The organism is Streptomyces sp. A18, assembly GCF_059026065.1.
In genome coordinates, this window is record NZ_JBWLKL010000031.1 from 46879 (window position 1) to 65036 (window position 18158).

The 18158-nt window shown below is 66.3% G+C and carries 14 protein-coding genes; 6 read left to right on the top strand and 8 right to left on the bottom strand.

What is annotated here, in order from left to right; translation table 11 throughout:
* Window positions 1-3 precede the first annotated feature (3 nt).
* The 3 genes from AC5P1C_RS33015 (at window position 4) to AC5P1C_RS33025 (ending at window position 3631) form a co-directional block, all read left to right on the top strand.
* Window positions 4-402, top strand: a complete 399-nt coding sequence (locus AC5P1C_RS33015; RefSeq protein ID WP_493869637.1) for a DUF6191 domain-containing protein — start codon at window positions 4-6, stop codon at window positions 400-402.
* On the top strand, window positions 399-1649 hold the full coding sequence (locus AC5P1C_RS33020) for a cation:proton antiporter (RefSeq protein ID WP_493869638.1): 1251 nt from the start codon (window positions 399-401) through the stop codon (window positions 1647-1649). Before AC5P1C_RS33015 ends, AC5P1C_RS33020 begins: the two co-directional genes overlap by 4 nt.
* A gap of 656 nt (window positions 1650-2305) precedes the next feature.
* Entirely contained in the window at window positions 2306-3631 is a 1326-nt protein-coding gene (locus AC5P1C_RS33025; RefSeq protein WP_493869639.1) for a hypothetical protein, read from the top strand.
* 199 nt (window positions 3632-3830) lie between these two features.
* Here the strand turns inward: AC5P1C_RS33025 and AC5P1C_RS33030 are convergent, their stop codons facing one another.
* Window positions 3831-4226 carry a tyrosine-type recombinase/integrase gene (locus AC5P1C_RS33030; RefSeq protein ID WP_493869640.1) on the bottom strand — a complete coding sequence of 132 codons (396 nt, stop codon included), beginning with the start codon at window positions 4224-4226 and terminating at the stop codon, window positions 3831-3833.
* An 18-nt stretch (window positions 4227-4244) separates the two neighbouring features.
* Here AC5P1C_RS33030 and AC5P1C_RS33035 point away from each other — a divergent pair, with 18 nt between their 5' ends.
* Window positions 4245-4388 (top strand): hypothetical protein, encoded by a 144-nt coding sequence (locus AC5P1C_RS33035; protein WP_493869641.1) that lies wholly within the window; start codon window positions 4245-4247, stop codon window positions 4386-4388.
* Window positions 4389-4470: 82 nt separating this feature from the next.
* On the opposite strand, the gene AC5P1C_RS33040 is transcribed toward AC5P1C_RS33035, so the two are convergent.
* The 5 genes from AC5P1C_RS33040 to ychF form a co-directional block, all read right to left on the bottom strand.
* Window positions 4471-5214 carry a hypothetical protein gene (locus tag AC5P1C_RS33040; protein WP_493869642.1) on the bottom strand — a complete coding sequence of 248 codons (744 nt, stop codon included), beginning with the start codon at window positions 5212-5214 and terminating at the stop codon, window positions 4471-4473.
* Window positions 5215-5731: 517 nt separating this feature from the next.
* On the bottom strand, window positions 5732-7366 hold the full coding sequence (locus AC5P1C_RS33045) for a type I restriction-modification system subunit M (RefSeq protein ID WP_493869643.1): 1635 nt from the start codon (window positions 7364-7366) through the stop codon (window positions 5732-5734).
* Window positions 7363-8949, bottom strand: a complete 1587-nt coding sequence (locus AC5P1C_RS33050; protein ID WP_493869644.1) for a restriction endonuclease subunit S — start codon at window positions 8947-8949, stop codon at window positions 7363-7365. Before AC5P1C_RS33050 ends, AC5P1C_RS33045 begins: the two co-directional genes overlap by 4 nt.
* 27 nt (window positions 8950-8976) lie before the next feature.
* Window positions 8977-12579, bottom strand: a complete 3603-nt coding sequence (locus AC5P1C_RS33055; RefSeq protein WP_493869645.1) for a type I restriction endonuclease subunit R — start codon at window positions 12577-12579, stop codon at window positions 8977-8979.
* 353 nt (window positions 12580-12932) lie between these two features.
* Complete coding sequence (gene ychF / locus AC5P1C_RS33060; RefSeq protein WP_493869646.1) at window positions 12933-14021, bottom strand: redox-regulated ATPase YchF; 1089 nt, start codon at window positions 14019-14021, stop codon at window positions 12933-12935.
* A gap of 196 nt (window positions 14022-14217) precedes the next feature.
* On the opposite strand from ychF, the gene AC5P1C_RS33065 reads away from it, so the two are divergent.
* Window positions 14218-14865: a DUF6542 domain-containing protein gene (locus AC5P1C_RS33065; RefSeq protein ID WP_493869647.1), complete on the top strand. Its 648-nt coding sequence runs from the start codon at window positions 14218-14220 to the stop codon at window positions 14863-14865.
* A gap of 12 nt (window positions 14866-14877) precedes the next feature.
* On the opposite strand, the gene ppgK is transcribed toward AC5P1C_RS33065, so the two are convergent.
* Together ppgK and AC5P1C_RS33075 are read right to left on the bottom strand one after the other, a co-directional pair.
* Window positions 14878-15624 carry a polyphosphate--glucose phosphotransferase gene (ppgK, locus tag AC5P1C_RS33070; protein WP_493869648.1) on the bottom strand — a complete coding sequence of 249 codons (747 nt, stop codon included), beginning with the start codon at window positions 15622-15624 and terminating at the stop codon, window positions 14878-14880.
* 35 nt (window positions 15625-15659) lie between these two features.
* Window positions 15660-16652: a 4-hydroxy-3-methylbut-2-enyl diphosphate reductase gene (locus tag AC5P1C_RS33075; RefSeq protein ID WP_493869649.1), complete on the bottom strand. Its 993-nt coding sequence runs from the start codon at window positions 16650-16652 to the stop codon at window positions 15660-15662.
* A 76-nt stretch (window positions 16653-16728) separates the two neighbouring features.
* On the opposite strand from AC5P1C_RS33075, the gene AC5P1C_RS33080 reads away from it, so the two are divergent.
* Window positions 16729-18111, top strand: coding sequence for an APC family permease (locus AC5P1C_RS33080; protein ID WP_493869650.1), 1383 nt, complete (start codon window positions 16729-16731; stop codon window positions 18109-18111).
* Window positions 18112-18158: the final 47 nt, after the last annotated feature.

Genomic DNA, 18158 nt, shown 5'->3' on the forward strand with positions numbered 1-18158 from the left:
GCCGTGCTCCCTGCGCTGGCGTTGCTGCTGTTCATATCCTGCGGAACGGAACTGGTCCTGCGGCGCTTCTTCAAGGGGCGCACGATCCTCTTCCGGCGCGGCATGGAGCGCAACGCTCGGCGCCCTGTGACGGGCGCGGCGTTCGACGAGTTCAACCTGATCTTCAACGGCAACAAGCAGGTCGAGACCAAACAGCAGCAGTGGGAAGAGGTCCGCAAGGACGAGGAGGGCGACGGCGCCCCGCCGCTGACCCGCATCGACCTGGCCAAGGGCACGGCGCACGTGGTCCTGCCGGGCGAGACCCCGCCTTCCGACCCGCGGCGGCCCGCGGTCGACTCCCCGGAGACCGAGGACGTCGACTCCCCGGAGACTGAGGACAAGGAAGGCGGCCACTCCAAGTGACGCCGTCGCAGACGCTCTACCTCCTCCTCGACCTGGCCCTGATACTCGGCCTTGCGCGCGCCCTGGGCGCCGCCGCAAGGGCGTTGGGCCAGCCGGCGGTGATCGGCGAGATACTCACCGGCGTACTGCTGGGGCCCACCCTGTTCGGCGCGCACTTCTCCGAGACGCTCTTCCCCGCCGACGTACTGCCCTTGCTGAGCGCGCTCGCCGGCGTCGGCCTGGCCCTGTTCATGTTCGCCGTCGGGATGGAACTCGACCTCGGCGTGCTGCGCGGAGGGGGCCGGGTCACCCTGTGGGCGACCGCCTTCTCGACCCTGCTGCCGCTCGCTCTGGGCGCGGGGCTGGCGCTGCTGCTCGTGGATGCGCACCACGAGGGTTCGCTGCCGGGATTCGTGCTGTTCTTCGCGGTGGCGATGGCCGTGACGGCGTTCCCCGTCCTGGCCCGGATCATCGCCGACCGCGGCCTGACCCGCACCCGGCTCGGTACGACCGCCCTGACGTGCGCGGCGATCACCGATCTGCTGGCCTGGGTGCTGCTCGCGGTGGCGGTGGCGGTGGCCACCGGGGAGCGTCTGGACTGGCGGCTCGCGCTGGTGGTGCCGTACGTCGCCCTGATGGTCACAGCCGTCCGTCCGCTGCTGCGCAGGGCGAGCGAGCACGGCTCCGGCGAGAGCATGAACTTCCTGGCCCTGGTCCTCGGGGGATTGCTCCTGTCGGCGGCATGCACCGAGTGGATGGGCCTGCACTACATCTTCGGGGCGTTCCTGTTCGGCGCCGTCATGCCGCGGGGCAACGGCACCTTGCGCGAGGTGACGCTGAAGCGGATCGAGCCCCTGTCCGGCCTGCTCCTGCTCCCCGTCTACTTCGTCCTGGCAGGGCTCAAGGTCGACCTCTCCGGCCTGGACTCCTCGGACCTCGGCACCCTGGCCGCGATCGTCATGGTGGCGGTGGTCGGCAAACTCCTGGGCGGGTACGCAGGAGCCCGGCTAGGGGGCTTCGGCCCCCGCCCCGCAGCGGCACTCGGCGTCATGCTGAACACCCGCGGCCTGACCGAACTGGTGGTACTCGGCGTGGGCCTCGAACTGGGCCTGCTGGACGGCACGCTGTACTCACTGATGGTGGTGATGGCGGTAACGACGACCGCGCTCGCGGGCCCCCTGCTGAACCGAATCCTCTCCCCCGACGAGAAGAAGGAGGGGCCCGCCTCCACAGAGCCGGACCCCTTGCGGCTGCCCGCTACACGTTGAAGCGGAATCTGTAGTGCAGAGCTCCCACCTGCGGAAACGCCGGTTCTGCAGGGGGCATCCCAGCACCATCCCAGCACGGGCGTTCTATCCCAGCACCATGCAGACGAGCCGGCTCTCGCACGCCTACGCAGCTAGGTTGCTGGCGCTCCAGCTCGCCTCCTCGAGCGGGAAAGACGTAGCGCTCGGGGACGCGGGGCGCATGGCGTGCTGTAGAACGTCCCGCAGCGATTCCACGCGCTGGGCAACAGATGCCCGTAGATGTCGACCGTGGTCGCGACCGAGCGGTGGCCCAGCAAGCGCGACACCTCGTGGATCGTCACACCGTTAGCCAAGGCCGTGGAGGCGAAGAAGTGCAGCAGGCTAAGAGCCTGTACTTGGCATGGCCGTACAGGTCGACAAGGTCGGCCGACGCCCGTGCCGACCGCTATGGACCGACTTCGAGGGCAGACCAGCAGGGCATTGCGCCGAAACTTCAGCTCGCTCGCCCGTAGCGGAGAACACGATGACCGGCTGTACGACTGGCCAACGGCGGTCAACGCTCTCCGTTACTGCACTTCGCGAACCGCCAGCGTCGCACTTTTGATCAACAGGGGGCACCGTGCGCACACTTACCCGAGAATGACCACGTCGAACTGCTACATCATCGGGAGATTCTCGTGGCATCCGTCGCGCTGGTTCACTGCACCACCCTCATGCTGCAGCGCCTCCCGGAACCCCCACCACGCTGGCTTCAGCGAGACGAGCGGAGCTTCGCCTACCCGTACAAAGAGTGGCGAAAGCCTCGAGGTTGGTGTCTGACCTTCTTCACCGACCGGGACCCCGACCTCGACAAGCGCACCGTCATCGGTGTCGGTGGCGCTTTCCCGGGGAGACGGTCAGGGACCTACGAACGCTCCCTGCTCACCAGAGATTTCACCCCACTATCTCGGCCGCTCCCACTCGCGGATCTTGAGATGCCGATGGGATCAAGCCGCCGCTTCCTTCAAGACGACGGCCGCATGTCGGAAGTAGCGGGCCAACGGCTGCTCGAATGCGTACGTCAGCTACGGCCCGAGCTGGATTCGACGCTTTCCGGTCTGGAGCAGTCACTGGGGATGCACCCACCGGCAGGGGCTGTCGGCGAGAAGCTGAACCTGGAGAAAGACGCCGTGGGCATTCTGCTCGAGGCCGCGGGCATGGAGCGTGACGTTGTCGAGTCCTGGCAATCTCCTGTTGCGTCCGAAGTCCTGGAGACCCGCTCTGTTCCTTTTCTCGCTGGGCTACCCGATCTCCGACAGATCGAGGACCAACAGATCGTGCACGACTACCACCGGTTTCCGGGAATGACGGGCTTGGACGCGGTCGAGGTGGGGTGGCGCATCTACCGCCGCAGCGGCGGGCCGACTGGCCATCGCCTCTTCGTGTACAACGCCAACCGCCACAACGTCGAGACTGTCACCGGAGTCGACATGATCTACGTGAACGAGTTCACGGGAAGTGTCACCACGGTCCAGTACAAGCGGATGCGCAAGGAGGCGGCCATCTGGACATATCGGTACGACGCGACCGCGGAGCGCGAGCTGGAGCGTATGACAATGGTGGACAAGGAGTGCGAACAGCTCGACGACGGCTTGGATCCTCGGCTCGTCACCGCTCCGAGCATGGTCAAGCTGTGCCGGAACGTTCCCTTCGTCATGAGCTCCACTGCGCTCATCCCTGGCATGTACCTCACCCGCCCTCACTTCAAGGCGCTGATCGACAGCCCACTCGCTCGTGGCGCTCGTGGCGGCAGGCGCCTTCGGGAAGGAGATGTGCCCAGGTATCTGAACAACACCACGTTCGCCACGCTCCTCAAGGATGGATGGCTAGGTACGCGAGGTGCCAGCAGCGGCTACGTCATCGACTTGATCCTCCGCGCTCTTTCACCCGACGGCCCGGGGGCCGTAGCAGTCGGTCTCCACGGAAGCTCCATAGCCCCTGGAAACCGACGCATCCCGTGGTGAATCAACTTTGAGTCGTGGAAGGGCATCATCTTGTGCCCGATCTTGCATGCGGCCATGGAATGAACCCTCGACGGTACGCCCTCCCCACCGCTAAGTAGAGACTCCGTCGACGGCATCGCCGGGCTTGATGTCGGCAGTCGATAGGAAGCCGTCTGCGCTAGGGAAACCCGCCTCGGAACAGCAAGGAGGTACCAGCAGTTCAGGCCGTTTCGTTCGGTGGTTGAAGAGTTGCAGCCAGAGGCACGGGACGCATGGCGTGCTGCAGAACCTGCCTGCAGCGGTCCCACGCACTCGACAGCAGGTGCCCGTAGATGTCGACCGTCGTCTTGACCGAGCGGTGCCCCAGCCAGCGCGAGACCTCATGGATCGGCACACCGTTGGCCAGGGCAGTGGAGGCGAAGAAGTGCCGCAGGCTACGAGGCGTGTACTTGGGCCTACCGTCCGGACCGACCAGACCGGCGGAGAGGCATGCCTTCTTGAACTGGTAGCCATAGGACGCGATGGACGGCGTCACGCCAGCGCCAAGTTGACGTGGGGCAAAGAAGGTCTCGAGCCGAATCCGATTCCCCTTCTGCCCAGCGAAGACGACGGGCACCGGCTTCCACTTCAAGAGATGCGCGTCGATCTCCTGCTCAATGAACAGGGCGGTTGGGACGTCTCACGCATGGGCAAGGCGCTCGCCGCGAATCCGCACTTTTCAGCGAACATGCCTCATCATCGGCAGGTCGACGGCACCAGTAAGCAGTCAGCCACATGAATCGGCGGGTCGCATGGCCGACGGTCAAACCCGAAGGTTGAAGGCGCCCTAAGACGAGTTCACAGGGCTCAACATCGATCATTCAGTCGATGTCCAGTTGGTCTCCACCTGGCGCTTCCGAAGTCCCGGCCGGAGCCGGGGCCGAAGTCGGATGCCCTGAGGGCTTGGACGCGTCCCCCTCCAGCGCATATGCGAGCGCGAGCGCAATCCGCTCGATCCAGTTCAGCGCGTCCGTGACATCAGCCTCGCCGATCGGGCGGCGCTGCTTGAGGTCACCGTCGATCAGATCCGCGTCGTGTGCAATCTGGTTTCGGCGGCGGAGCAGCAGGACGTACTGGCCGCGCAGCCGTTTTTCGTCGTATGAAGTGCGGTACTGGCTCCACCGGTTGACCCACTTCGCCGCCTCCCGCCACACCTTGACATCGGTGACGAGCGCCATCACCTTCGCGATGGCATCCGGGTTCTGCAGAGTCTGGCGAGCGATGTCCTGGCGCACCCGTTCCGCGACTACCTCCGCCGTGGTCGCATCGCCCCGCTGCACCTGCTCCACACAGTGCAGCGGCAACGGGTAGTCACGGAGCTTACGCGGCATCTCCGGATCGTCCTTGGCGGCTTCCTCAGCGACCCGGCGCAACACCTCTTCCTGTACCCAGTGTTCGAGGGCAGCGATGGACTGCACCCAGGCGGCTCGGTAGAAATCGGCGGTGTCGATGCCCTTGGGGCTGAGCACCTCCAGCGCCTGCCCGGCTCGCACCATCTTGCGTGCGTACGACAAGTTCGTGACGAACGATTCGAACTGACGGGTCTGGGGGTGCGCGATGGCCATGCATACCTCTGTACGGCGCGTAGGGAGAACGGAGAACTCCGGAACGTGGACTCCTGATGCTCCCTGTACTGCACAGAGGTCGGTCAAGCGGCTTTTCAAATCACGGTCGGTTTGTGGCTCGATCTGATCGGTACAGCTCCGGATCCGGCCCTTCACTCCCTTACAGCAGGCTTCTGGAGCGCTCCGCGATACGTACGGGGGCGGCCGGCTCGCGTAGAGGTATCGGCTCAGCGTTCTGGGCGATCAGCCCGGAGACCAGTCCACTACCGGAGACGGCGTAGGAGAGTTCGCCGTCGACACTGTCCCAAAAGAGCTGGCTGGGTTGGCCCAGGGATGTCCGCCGCAGTGGCTGTGGCGACTGCTCCAACATCGGGCCAGTGCATCGTAGGGACTTCGGCATTGCACCTCCGATGGAATAGCCGACAGTAACCGCGCGGGAAAGCCGAGGGCCGCAGGGCACTCGGCATTGTGGCCCTCCAGCACGGTGACGCCGACCTTCCGGCCACCATCAGACCTCTCATGCCTCCGGTACATCAACATCCGCGCCCAAGGACTTCGCGATGGCCGTGAACTCGGCCAGGGCGGACTGAAGATCGCGCACGATCTCCTCGGCGATGACCTCCGGCTCCAGGTCGCTGTCCGCGTCCTCGAGGGCCGGGTCCTTCATCCACGTGATGTCGAGGTTGACCTTGTCGCGCCCGATCAAGTCCTCGTACGCGTATGGCTTCCAGCAGCCGTTCTCGTCCTCGTCCGCGACGCGGGCGGTCAGGGGCTCGCCTGCCTTGTACCGGGCGACGAAGTCGTCCAGGTGGGCACGGGTCAGCGGGCGCTGCTTCATGGTGAAGTGCTGGCCGGTACGGAAGTCGTAGACCCAAGTGACGGTGGTGTGCGGCTTGCCGTCGGCTCGCGGGGGCTTCTTGTCGAAGAACAGTACGTTGGCCTTGACACCGCCCGCGTAGAAGATGCCGGTGGGCAGGCGCAGGATCGTGTGCAGGTCGAACTCGTCAAGGAGCTTGCGGCGGACCTTCTCGCCCGCGCCGCCCTCGAAGAGGACGTTGTCCGGGAGGACGACGGCGGCCCGGCCGTTGACTGCCGTCAACGACATGATGTGCTGAAGGAAGTTGAGCTGCTTGTTAGTCGTGGTGGCCGTGAAGTCGTCACGGTCGTACTGGACGTCCTCCTTCTCCAGCTCGCCGTCCTGGCCGATCACACTGATCGCGGACTTCCGGCCGAAGGGCGGGTTGGCGAGAACCAGACTCGCGTGCCGGCCGCTCGGCTTCTCGGCAAGCGCGTCGCCGACGTCGATCAGACTCGGGCCGTCGCTCTTGCCGATGCCGTGCAGGAGCATGTTCATGGCGGCAAGGCGGGCGGTACCGGTGACCAGTTCGTTGCCCCAGATCTTGGACCCGCTGTCGTACGCCTTGCGGGCGTCGATGTCCATGTCCCGGACGTGGTGCCGGGTGACGTACGCGTGGGCAGCGATCAGGAAGCCCCCGGTGCCGCAGGCGGGGTCGGTGATGGTGTCGTCCGGGCCCGGCCGGGTCACGTCCACCATCGCGTCGATGAGCGCGCGTGGCGTGAAGTACTGGCCGGCGCCGGTCTTCGTGTCCGAGGCGCCCTTAGCGAGCAGGCCCTCGTAGGCGTCACCCTTGAGGTCGGTGCCGGTGACGGTCCACGCCTCGCGGCCAATCAGCTCGACGACCAGCTTTTCGAGCAGGGCGGGCTTGGTGATCCGGTTCTGCGCGTCGGCGAAGATCGTGCCGATGGTGGTGTGGGGCTTACGGCCGAGGTGCTCCAGGATGGCGCGGTAGTGCGCTTCGAGCTCGGTACCGCGCTTGCTGACCAGCGACTTCCAGTTGTAGTCGGCGGGCACGAGGGCGCTGAGGTCACGGCCGCCCCATTCGTCGCTCTCGATCTCGTCGACCATCTTCAGGAAGAGGAGATACGAGAGCTGCTCGACGTACTCGATGGTGGACATGCCGTTGTCACGGAGGACGTTGCAATAATTCCAGAGTTTCGCGACCAGCGTGTTGGTCTGCGCCGCGGCCTTCTTGGACTTGGGCGTCTCCGTGAGAGAGACGTTGTCGGCGGAGGGCGTGGCGGCGTCGTCCGCGGTGGTCTCGGGGGCGGTATCGGATGCGAGCGCGGTCACTGGACGAACAACTCCTGCTGAACGGAGGCGGAGGGGGCGGGGGTTGGAGCGGGCGCGGCTTTCGTCGCCGCTGCAGCGGTCGCCTTACGCGGGCGAGCGGCCCGCTTGGCCGCCTTGCGGGCGGGCTTGGCGGCCTCGCGCTCGGCGGCGATGCGGCCGAGAAGGGTGGCGGCGGGCTCGTCGGCGGGGTCCTGCGGAACCAGGTCTCCGTTGAACGCCCTCCGCAGGATCGCTGACTTCAGCCCTGCGACGCGCTTCACCGATGCTCCAGCCGCCAATTGCGGGCGGGTCAGTGCCGACTCCCAGTCACGCAAGACCTTCAGCGCCTCCCGCTGCTCAGCTGGCGGCGGGACCGGAATTGGCATCAACGCCATTTTAGCGCTGTTAACATTCGCCTGACCCACCTGCTGCGTCACCACCGAAGCAATGTATCGGCGACCAAAATTACTGTTCACCACTGTGTTAACCCAGTCCGGGTCAACGCCTTCAGCGAAACGGCATCGAATCAAGTATGAGGCATATACTGCAGGCCCCATCTCCTTTCGGAATACAGCAGACTTCCCTACCAGCTCAGCACTGTTGGTCCGATTGAAGAGCAGATCCCCATCCTGAAGGATGGTTTTTTCGATATCCGAGTGACTCGCAGGAAGGAACTTGAGATCCCCTAGATCCAGTTCCCCACTCTGAATATTCCCCATCCTAATCACCGGAACATCGTCAAAATCCGCTTTCGGGGACGTCTTCGCCGAGGTCCCGTACTGAATATCCAGGCAAAGCGATCCTAGGGTGCGCCAGCACCAACCAGCAGGGATCTCATAAAGTCCGGTTACTTCAGGATTCCGGACCTGCGCCCAACGCTTCTTTCCCGCCCCACGCGCAACTTGCTCATCCACTTGCGAGAGGAAATTGTCGGCGTCATCTTCAACGCCTGCAGCTCGCCTTCGACCACTGATGACAGCGCTGACCATCTGTTTCTGCAGGGCAGATCCTTGCGACCTCACCTTGCTCAGCGTCACACTTGCCGCGTCGAGCCGGGAGAGCTGCTCTTCGAGGGCATCGACGATGCGGTGCTGTTCAGCCAGAGGAGGGAGCGGAAGAGGAATTTCCTGAATTGTGCGGGATGAAAGATGCTTCACGGTAACAGCTGACGTGAGGTCTTGAATCGCCTTCAAGTACCCCTGCAGAACATACATCAAGAAGCGCCCATCGAAGAGCTTCTCATCTCGAACCACTAGCTTGCAGACACGCTGATTCAGAAGGGCCTCTTCGCCTTTCCATCGCGCCACCCTGAAGTCGCCGTCCATTCCCACCAATAGATCCCCACGCGAGACCATAAAGGCAGGATCGAAATCCCCATCGAAGAACGTACTAGTTGCACCCGAAAGGAGATCCCGAATCCGAACGACAGGAGTGCCTCGACGGTCTACATTGAATCCGCTTGAGCGAAACGGAAAGCCATTGACGATCTCCGCAATATCGCCACATTTCACGCGCCCCCATGATGGGTGTTTTGCAAGTAGCCCCGGTTTGCCCCCCTTCTCTGCCGTTAGCACAATCTCGGCGGGGCTAACGGTAAGCGCCACGTTCCCTCACAGTCCCTAAAATGGCACCTAGGCCAATTCCTGATTCAGCTCGTCCAACAGTTCCAGTGCCTGGTTCCTGCCACCGAAGGCATTCACGAAGCCCGAACCTCCGCCCTTTTCAGAGAAGGGCATATGGCCGAAGTCCTCGCGTTCCATACCCAGGTCGACCACGATCGCGTCCTTGATTCTGTGCAGCCACCACAGCTGTTCATCTGTGAATTCCGCACCCGCCTGGCTCTGCCGCAGCAGCCAGCCCTCAAAGCGCTCCTCGACCACCGTACGGTACGGGCGCAGCTGGTCGTCCGCGCCGAGCGTGTAGCGGACGAGGTTCATGAGGTCGCCCAGACCGGCCGACTTCGTCAGCGACTCGGCCGCCTCGCCCACCAGCTCGTAGTGGTCCCAGATGACCTTCGGTGTCCAGGTCCGCTTGGTCGCCTTGATGGAGGCCATCAGCTCCTTCAGGTGGGCCCGCGCCTCTTGCGGCCGGAGCCGCGATCCGCTGCCGAGGATCACCTGGAGGGCGATCGCCTCCGCGGCCGCCTCGTCACGCTTGCGGTTCTCCAGGAGCTGGCGCCACTCCGCCAGCTCCTTCGCCGCCCGCTCCTCCCTCGGGACCTCGCTCACCTTCAGCGTGACCTCGGTCGTCGCGTCGTACGTGAGGTCGTGCTGCTGTTTGATGCCGACGATCAGCTTCCGCAGTTCCGGGTGGGTGGTCAGAGTCTCGACCGAGTCGTGGACCAGTCGCCGCGCGTGGTCCCCGCCGCCCTCCCGGTATGCCCGATCCTGGGTGTCGACGTCCACCGCGTTGGCGATCTTCCGGACCATCTTCGCCAGTGGCACTCCGCCCGACGCCTGCTCGATGCGCTCCCGCTCCTCCTTCGTGAGCTTGCGGTCGAGCCGCGCCAGCCGGCGCCCGAGCGTCTCGGCCTGCTCGGCCGTCAGCGAGCGACTGCCCGCCTTGTCCATCAGCTTGGTCAGGCTGAGATTGCCGCCGTCCGGCGGCAGCATCGGACGGGTGTCGACCAGCGGCGAGGCGGTGACGCCCACCGCATCGACCAGGACGAAACGGTCCTTGGCGAGGTCGGCGGCCGGGTCCGGGGTGATCGCCTTCAGCTCGTTGGCGTCGATCGTGCGGGCGCCGCGTCCCTTCATCTGCTCGAAGAGGACGGGGCTGCGGACCGCTCGCAGGAAGATCACGCACTCCAGGGCCTTGACGTCCGTACCCGTAGCGATCATGTCGACTGTGACGGCGACCCGCAGCAACGGCGAGTTCCGCAGGTCGTTGACAAGCTGCTCGGGGTCGTCCCCCTTGTCCCGGGAGCGATAGGTGATCTTCTTGGCAAAGGCGTCTCCGCGCCCGAAGACCTCCTTGACCTGCTTCAACACCTCGTCCGCATGGTCGTCGCTCGCCGCGAAGACCAGCGTCTTGGGTAGTTCGGTCCGACCCGGGAACCAGCGCCGCCAGTTGTTCTTGTAGGCGGTGAGGACGGCCCGGATCTCGTCCTCGGCGATCACCGTGCGGCCGATCTGGCCGACCGTGTACGTGAAGTCCTCGTCCAGCTCCTCGTAACGCTGGGCCCGGGTCTTGCGGTCGCGGATACGGACCGTCGTCCCCTTGTCGATCTTCGCGCCGCCGTCCTCCCGTATCGAGGAGTCCATGGTGACCACGTCGAAGTCGACGTTGACGCCATCGGCGACGGCCTGTTCGTAGGTGTACTCGGAGACCATGTTGCCGTCGAAGAAGCCCTTGGTCTGCCGGGTCGGGGTGGCGGTGAGGCCGACCAGGTGGGCGTCAAAGTAGTCCAGGACGCCGCGCCACAGTCCGTAGATGGAGCGGTGGCACTCATCGATGACGATCAAGTCGAAGGACTCGATCGGGACGGCCGGGTTGTACTCGACGGTGACCGGGCGGTCAGTCATGTAGTTCTCATCGAGCGTGGAGGAGTCCTCGCGGTCCTCCGCCTCAGCAGTATCCTCCAACGGATCGCCCTTGAGGAGCGCGTACATGCGCTGGATGGTGGAGACGACGACGGAGGAAGTCTCCTGGAGACCGGCCCGGCCGAGCGAGTCGACGTTGTAGAGGTCGGTGAACTTGCGGTTCTCGTCCGGCGTCTTGTAGCGGTCGAACTCGGCCTTGGCCTGGCGGCCGAGGTTGTTGCGGTCGACGAGGAAGAGGATGCGGCGCGCACGCGCATGCTTCAGCAGCCGGTACGACTCAGTGACCGCGGTGTAGGTCTTGCCTGCGCCGGTGGCCATCTGGATCAGTGCGCGCGGCTTGTCCTGGGCGAGTGATCCCTCCAGGCCGACGACCGCCTCTTCCTGGGCCGTACGCAGGTCGTGCGACTCCAGGACCGGCAGCGCGGTGCGCAGGGCGGCCCGGAAGGTAGGGGTGTCCGGGTGCTCGGTGGCGCGCTTCATCCAGGCCGCGAAGGACTCCGGGCGGTGGAAGGCGAAGACCGGGCGGGAGCGGGCGTGCGGGTCGAGGCGGTTGAGGAAGAACGTCTCGGCGCCGGTGGTGGCGTAGCGGAAGGCGAACGGTTCCTGCTCACGCCAGACCGCCATGGAGTCTTCCTTGAGAACGCCGCCCGCATACCGCTCGTTCTGCGCGAGGGCGCCGGCCAGGGCGGTGCCCTCGCGCTTGGCCTCGATGACGCCGACAATCATGCCGTCGACGTAGAGGACGTAGTCGGCGCGACCGGTGGCCAGGCTGAATTCTCGGACCGCGACGCCTTGGGAGGCGAGTGGGTTGAGGTCGCTATAGTGCTGGATCGTCCAGCCCGCCTGGGCGAGCATCTCGTCGATCCGGACGCGGGCCTGCACCTCGTTGAGCGGTTCGGGCCGCTGGGCGCGCTCGACGATCGCCTCGCGAGCGTTGACAGTGACCGCCCGGGGCTTGAGGCGCTCCTGCTCGTAACGGTCCTGGTAGGCGCGCCGGAGCCGCTCGATCTCGTCCCTGTGTTGGGCCACCTCCGCCTCGGACTCGGCACGGGCCCGCTCAGCCGCCTCGGTCAGCTTCTCGGCCTCCTCCCGGCCACGCCGCTCGGCTTCCAGCCGGTCACCGACCTCACTGAGGCGGGTTCGGGACTCGGCGAGGGTGCGCTGGTAGTGACCGAGCGCCTCGCGGAGTTCGGCCAGCTCGGGGGATCCGCCCGCGACCTCGCTCGGCAGCTGGGGCGGCACGAACGCGGCAATCTCTCGTACGTTGTCGATCGCGCGGGAGAAGAACTGGCCGAGCTGAAAGCAAAGCTCGACGGCTTTGAGGGCCTTGCTGGTGTCGAAGAGATGGTTGTGCGCGGCGTCGTTGCGCCCCCGCCGGAGCGTGTCGAAGGCGTCTCTGGTGCGACCAGGGAGCAGGCCAGCGCGCTGGAGTCCGGCCAGCCGGTCGATCTGCCGGGTTCCCTCGACGCGCACCCCGGCCCGCTGCACTAGCTCCGCGGCGAGCAACTCGCCGAACTGGCCGGAGGCGACGTACGAGACGTTGGGGTTGGTGAAGACGGACTGCTCGGCCTGCGCGCCATAGATGGCCAACAGGGGTTGCATCGCGTAGAGCCGCCCGAAGTTGGGCGACTTCCGAGCCGCTGCCTTCAGCTGCTCCGGGACTTGCTCACGACGCCGTGCCTGCCCGCTCATACGCTGCCGCTCCTCGACCAGGCCACATCAGGCCCTCACCTGTGACAAGACCTCTCAGCCTATGTCCAACCAAGCGCTCCGCTCTGGCAAATGAACCGATCACGACAAGATCGACGGCCCCCGCAACCGCCCACCCTCAAGGGTTCGCGTGCGTTCGGAATGTCAGCACGGGACAGCATCCCGGGGGTGACCACAGGTGCCGACAGGTGGACCGATCCGGCCCTCCGGGACAAACATCCAGCACCAAAGCACCGTCCGACCTTCGCTGGAGCCGCAAGAGGGGCCCGTCTCGGATTGACGGCCCCCTCTTGACCTGCGGCTTTACGGGACGCGCAGTTTAGTTGAATCTTCAATTAAACATTGAAGCGGAACTCCACCACATCCCCGTCCTGCATCACATACTCCTTGCCCTCCATGCGCGCCTTGCCCGCCGCGCGCGCGTCCGCGACCGAGCCCGTCTCGACCAGGTCCTCGAACGAGATGACCTCGGCCTTGATGAAGCCCTTCTGGAAGTCGGTGTGGATCACGCCGGCCGCCTCGGGGGCCGTCGCGCCCTTCGGGATCGTCCAGGCGCGGGACTCCTTGGGGCCTGCCGTCAGGTACGTCTGCAGGCCAAGGGTGCGGAAGCCGACGTGGGCGAGGGTTGCCAGGCCGGGCTCTTCCTGGCCCACCGACTGGAGGAGTTCGAGGGCCTCGTCCTCGTCCAGTTCCACGAGCTCCGACTCCAGCTTGGCGTTGAGGAAGATCGCCTCCGCGGGGGCGACGAGGGCGCTCTGCTCGGCCTTGAACTCGTCGTCCGTCAGCTCGTCCTCGTCCACGTTGAACACGTAGAGGAAGGGCTTCGTCGTGAGGAGGTGGAGGTCATGGAGGAGCTCCTCCCTGCCCGAGCCCTGGACGATGCCCGCCGAGAAGAGCGTGTCGCCCTTCTCCAGGATCGCCTGGGCCTCCTCGACCGCCTTCACCTTGGGCGCGACGTCCTTCTTGATGCGCGATTCCTTCTGGAGGCGCGGGAGGACCTTCTCGATGGTCTGGAGGTCGGCGAGGATCAGCTCGGTGTTGATCGTCTCGATGTCGTCCTTGGGTGAGACCTTGCCGTCCACGTGCACGACGTTCTCGTCCTTGAAGGCGCGGATGACCTGGCAGATCGCGTCCGACTCGCGGATGTTCGCCAGGAACTTGTTGCCCAGGCCCTCGCCCTCGCTCGCGCCGCGCACGATGCCCGCGATGTCGACGAAGTCGACGGTCGCCGGGAGGACCTTCTGGGAGCTGAAGATTTCCGCCAGCTTCGTGAGGCGGGGGTCCGGGACGCCTACCACGCCGACATTCGGCTCGATCGTGGCGAACGGGTAGTTGGCCGCCAGCACGTCGTTCTTGGTCAGGGCGTTGAACAGGGTCGACTTGCCGACATTGGGCAGACCGACGATTCCGATCGTGAGCGACACGTTGCGACATCCCGTACGTGAGTCTGTGGGTGGACGGACCGGAGGGCCGGACTGACCTTGGGGCGATCCCCCAGTCTACGGCGTGCGTGCCCCGCCCTCGTCGGCGTATCGCGTGAGTATCGAACGCTTGGCCAAGGTCGGCCAAAGGGCGTGTCCCATGCAGGATTATCGGTATGGCTCGACCTAGGTTGGTCCGGTGGAGCAACACAGGACGCGTCCCCCTCAGCCTCCGGCCCGGCCGCGACGCACCGCGCCCCTGCCCCCGCAGGGCAGGCCCGCCGAATCATCGGCGGTCTACCGCGCATCGTCCCGCCCCCGCCGCCCCGGCCGCCCCGTCCCGCCCTTCGTACGCAGACTGCGCGCGCTGCCCGTCTATCGCACGCTGCGCGGGATGCCGAACCCGCGTCTCACGGGGCTCGGCAGCGGCCTCTTCTGCTCCGCGACGATGTTCCTGCTCGCCTGTCTGCTGTGGCTGCTCTTCGGGAGTTCGGTCGTCGCGTACGGGGTGCTCTTCCTGCCCGTGTGCGTCCTCACCGCGTTCTGGGTGCGGCCCGCTGATCTGGTGACCGCGCCGGTGGCCGTGCCGATCGCCTTCGCCGTCGGGCTCGTGCCCATCTCCGGGGGTACCGGCGGCTTCGGCGCCCATGTCATGGGGCTCATCACGTCGCTGGCGCTGCACGCGGGCTGGCTGTACGCCGGGACGCTGACCGCCGGGCTCATCGTGCTCGTGCGGCGGATCAAGCTCATGGGGCAACGGCGACGGGCGCGGGCCGCCTCTGCTGCCACTGCCGCCGCCGGGCCGCGCGGGGCGCACGGGCCCAAGCGGCGTATGCCCACCGGGTGAGGCCGGGAAGGCCTAGGCCTTCTCCGCCGCCGCCATGGCCGCGCCCACGATTCCCGCGTTGTTCTGCAGCTCCGCGGGGACCAGCTCCGCCTTGATGCCCTTGATCAGCGGCAGGAACTTCTGGGACTTGCGGCTCACGCCGCCGCCGATGATGAAGAGCTCGGGCGAGAAGAGCATCTCCACGTGCGCCAGATACTTCTGGACGCGGTGCGCCCAGTGCTCCCAGGTGAGGTCCTCGTCCTCCTTGGCCTTGGACGAGGCGCGCTTCTCCGCGTCGTGTCCGTGCAGCTCCAGGTGGCCGAGCTCGGTGTTTGGGACGAGGCGCCCGCTGGTGAAGAGGGCGCTGCCGATGCCGGTGCCGAGGGTGAGCAGGATGACCGTGCCCGTACGGCCGCGTCCCGCGCCGAAGTGCATCTCGGCCACGCCCGCCGCGTCCGCGTCGTTCAGGACGGTGACGGGGGCGTCGCCGCCGAGCCGGTCCGCGACCAGGCTCTGGATGTCCGTGCCGATCCAGCTCTTGTCCACGTTCGCCGCCGTGCGCGCCGTGCCGTCGGTGATCACGCCGGGGAACGTGGCGCCGATGGGGCCCGTCCAGCCGAAGTGGTCGACGACCTCGCGCACCTTGTCGGCCACGCCGTCGGGCGTGGCCGGGTGCGGTGTCAGTACTTTGTGCCGCTCTTGTGCCAGGTCTCCGCGGTCCAGGTCAACGGGAGCGCCCTTGATCCCGGATCCGCCGATGTCCACACCGAAGATCTGCATGAGACCCACGTTACGGGCAGGGCCTGGCCCTCGCGTTACTTCTGGGACAGCTCCGCGGCCTCGGCGCGCAGGTCGCGGCGGAGCTCCTTGGGCAGCGAGAAGGTGATCGACTCGTCGGCCGTCTTCACCGTCTCCACGTCTCCGTAGCCCCGCTCGGCCAGCCACTCGATGACGCCGTCCACCAGGACGTCCGGCACGGAGGCGCCCGAGGTGAGGCCGACCGTGCTCACGCCTTCGAGCCAGGCCTCGTCGATCTCCTCGGCGCCGTCCACGAGGTGCGACGCGGGTGCGCCCGCGTCCAGGGCCACCTCGACCATGCGGATCGAGTTCGAGGAGTTCTTGGAGCCGACGACGATGACGAGCTCGGCGTCCTCCGCCAGCTTCTTCACCGCGATCTGGCGGTTCTGCGTCGCGTAGCAGATGTCGTCGCTCGGAGGGGAGATCAGGCCGGGGAACTTGGTCTTGAGTGCGTCGACCGTCTCCATCGTCTCGTCGACCGAGAGCGTGGTCTGGGAGAGCCAGACGACCTTGTCCGGGTCCCGGACCTCGACGTTCGCGACGTCGTCGGGGCCGTCGACCAGCGTGATGTGGTCGGGCGCCTCACCGGACGTACCGATGACCTCCTCGTGGCCCTCGTGGCCGATCAGGAGGATGTCGAAGTCGTCCTTGGCGAACCGGACGGCTTCCTTGTGGACCTTCGTGACCAGGGGGCACGTCGCGTCGATCGTCGCCAGTTTCCGCTCGGCGGCCTCCGCGTGGACCGTCGGCGCCACTCCGTGCGCGGAGAACATGACGATGGAGCCCTCGGGGACCTCCGCCGTCTGGTCGACGAAGATGGCGCCCTTCTTCTCCAGGGTCTGCACCACGTACTTGTTGTGGACGATCTCGTGGCGGACATAGATCGGGGCCCCGTACTGCTCAAGGGCCTTCTCGACGGCGATCACGGCACGGTCCACACCCGCGCAGTAGCCGCGGGGGGCGGCGAGCAGGACTCGGCGGGCAGGAGTCGAAGCAGTCATACCCCCCATCGTAAGGCCGAGCCCAGCGCGTCAAAGATCGGCTTCTTGGGGAGACTGGGGGTCTGCGTTCACTTACGGAGGCATAATGTCCGGCAACTCAGACACGACGGCCGGTGCCCATACCGGCACCGCTGCCGAGGGCGACGGGCTGCGGCGCAGTCTCGGCTTCCGTGATCTCGTCGTCTATGGGCTGTTGTTCATCGCCCCCATGGCGCCGGTCGGCGTCTTCGGGACGCTCGACGCCAAGTCGCACGGCGCGGTGGCGCTCGTCTACATCATCGCCACGATCGCGATGGCGTTCACCGCGTTCAGCTACGCCCAGATGGTGCGGGTGGTCCCCCAGGCGGGCTCGGTCTTCGCCTACGCGCGCGTGGGGCTCGGAAACGGCCCCGGGTTCATCGCCGGATGGATGGCGATGCTCGACTACCTCCTCATCCCGGCCGTCGCCTATCTCTTCTCCGGGATCGCGATGGAGGCCCTGGTGCCCTCCGTCTCCCGGTGGGTGTGGACGGCGATCGCGGTCCTGGTGACGACCGCGTTGAACCTGTGGGGCGTACGGACGGCGGCTCGGGTCGGGTTCCTGGTGCTCGCCATGGAGATCGTGGTCCTGCTGGTCTTCGTGGTCTCGGCGATCATCGTCCTGGCGCAGGACGGGACACAGCGCGACTGGCTGTCGCCGCTGAGCGGGGACGGCTCGCAGGGGGCGTTCGCGCTGGGGGCCGTCGTGGGCGCGGTATCGGTGGCCGTCCTTTCGTATCTGGGCTTCGACGCGATCGCCTCGTTCGCGGAAGAGGTGACGGGGGGTTCGGCGAAGGTGGCGCGGGCGGTGCTGTTCTGTCTGGCGCTCGCCGGTGTGCTGTTCATCGCCCAGACGTATCTGGTCGCGCTTCTGGAGCCCGTGTCGTCGGCCCAGCTCGCCGCCGAGCCGGCCAAGCAGGGGTCCGCTTTCTACGATGCGGTCGACTCGGCGGTCGGGGACTGGCTGCACGACCTGGTGGCCGTCAGCAAGGCGATCGGTGCGGCGTTCGCCGCGCTGGCGGGGCAGGCCGCGGCGGGGCGCCTGCTTTTCGCCATGGGGCGTGACCGGCGGCTGCCGGGGGCCCTGTCGAAGACCGATTCCGGTACGCCGCGGCTCGCGTTGCTGTGTGCGGCCGTCGTGACGATGGTGGCCGCGGTGTGGGCGGCCCGGCGGGACGACGGCATGGATCACCTGGTGTCGGTGGTGAATGTCGGGGCCTTGACCGCCTTCGTGTTGCTCCACGCGAGCGTGGTGGGGTGGTTCGCGGTGCAGAAGCGGGGCGGGGCGGTCAGTTGGTGGCGGCATCTCCTGGTTCCCCTGCTGGGGGCGGCCATCACCATTGCCGTGATCGTCGAGGCTGCGGGGTCCGCGCAGGTGGTGGGCGCGATCTGGTTGGCCGTGGGGCTTGTCGTGCTCTTCGGTCAGCGGGCTCGTCGTGGGGAGTCCTAGGCTGCCGACTCGAGACCCGGCGTCCGGCTCTTGACGCAGGAACTCTT

Excerpts from the sequence above, each read along its gene's own strand:
- AC5P1C_RS33035 (WP_493869641.1), top strand. The coding sequence starts at position 4,245 with ATGCGCGTCGATCTCCTGCTCAATGAACAGGGCGGTTGGGACGTCTCA.
- AC5P1C_RS33040 (WP_493869642.1), bottom strand. The coding sequence starts at position 5,214 with ATGGCCATCGCGCACCCCCAGACCCGTCAGTTCGAATCGTTCGTCACG.
- AC5P1C_RS33055 (WP_493869645.1), bottom strand. The coding sequence starts at position 12,579 with ATGAGCGGGCAGGCACGGCGTCGTGAGCAAGTCCCGGAGCAGCTGAAG.
- ppgK (WP_493869648.1), bottom strand. The coding sequence starts at position 15,624 with ATGCAGATCTTCGGTGTGGACATCGGCGGATCCGGGATCAAGGGCGCT.
- AC5P1C_RS33075 (WP_493869649.1), bottom strand. The coding sequence starts at position 16,652 with ATGGGGGGTATGACTGCTTCGACTCCTGCCCGCCGAGTCCTGCTCGCC.
- AC5P1C_RS33080 (WP_493869650.1), top strand. The coding sequence starts at position 16,729 with ATGTCCGGCAACTCAGACACGACGGCCGGTGCCCATACCGGCACCGCT.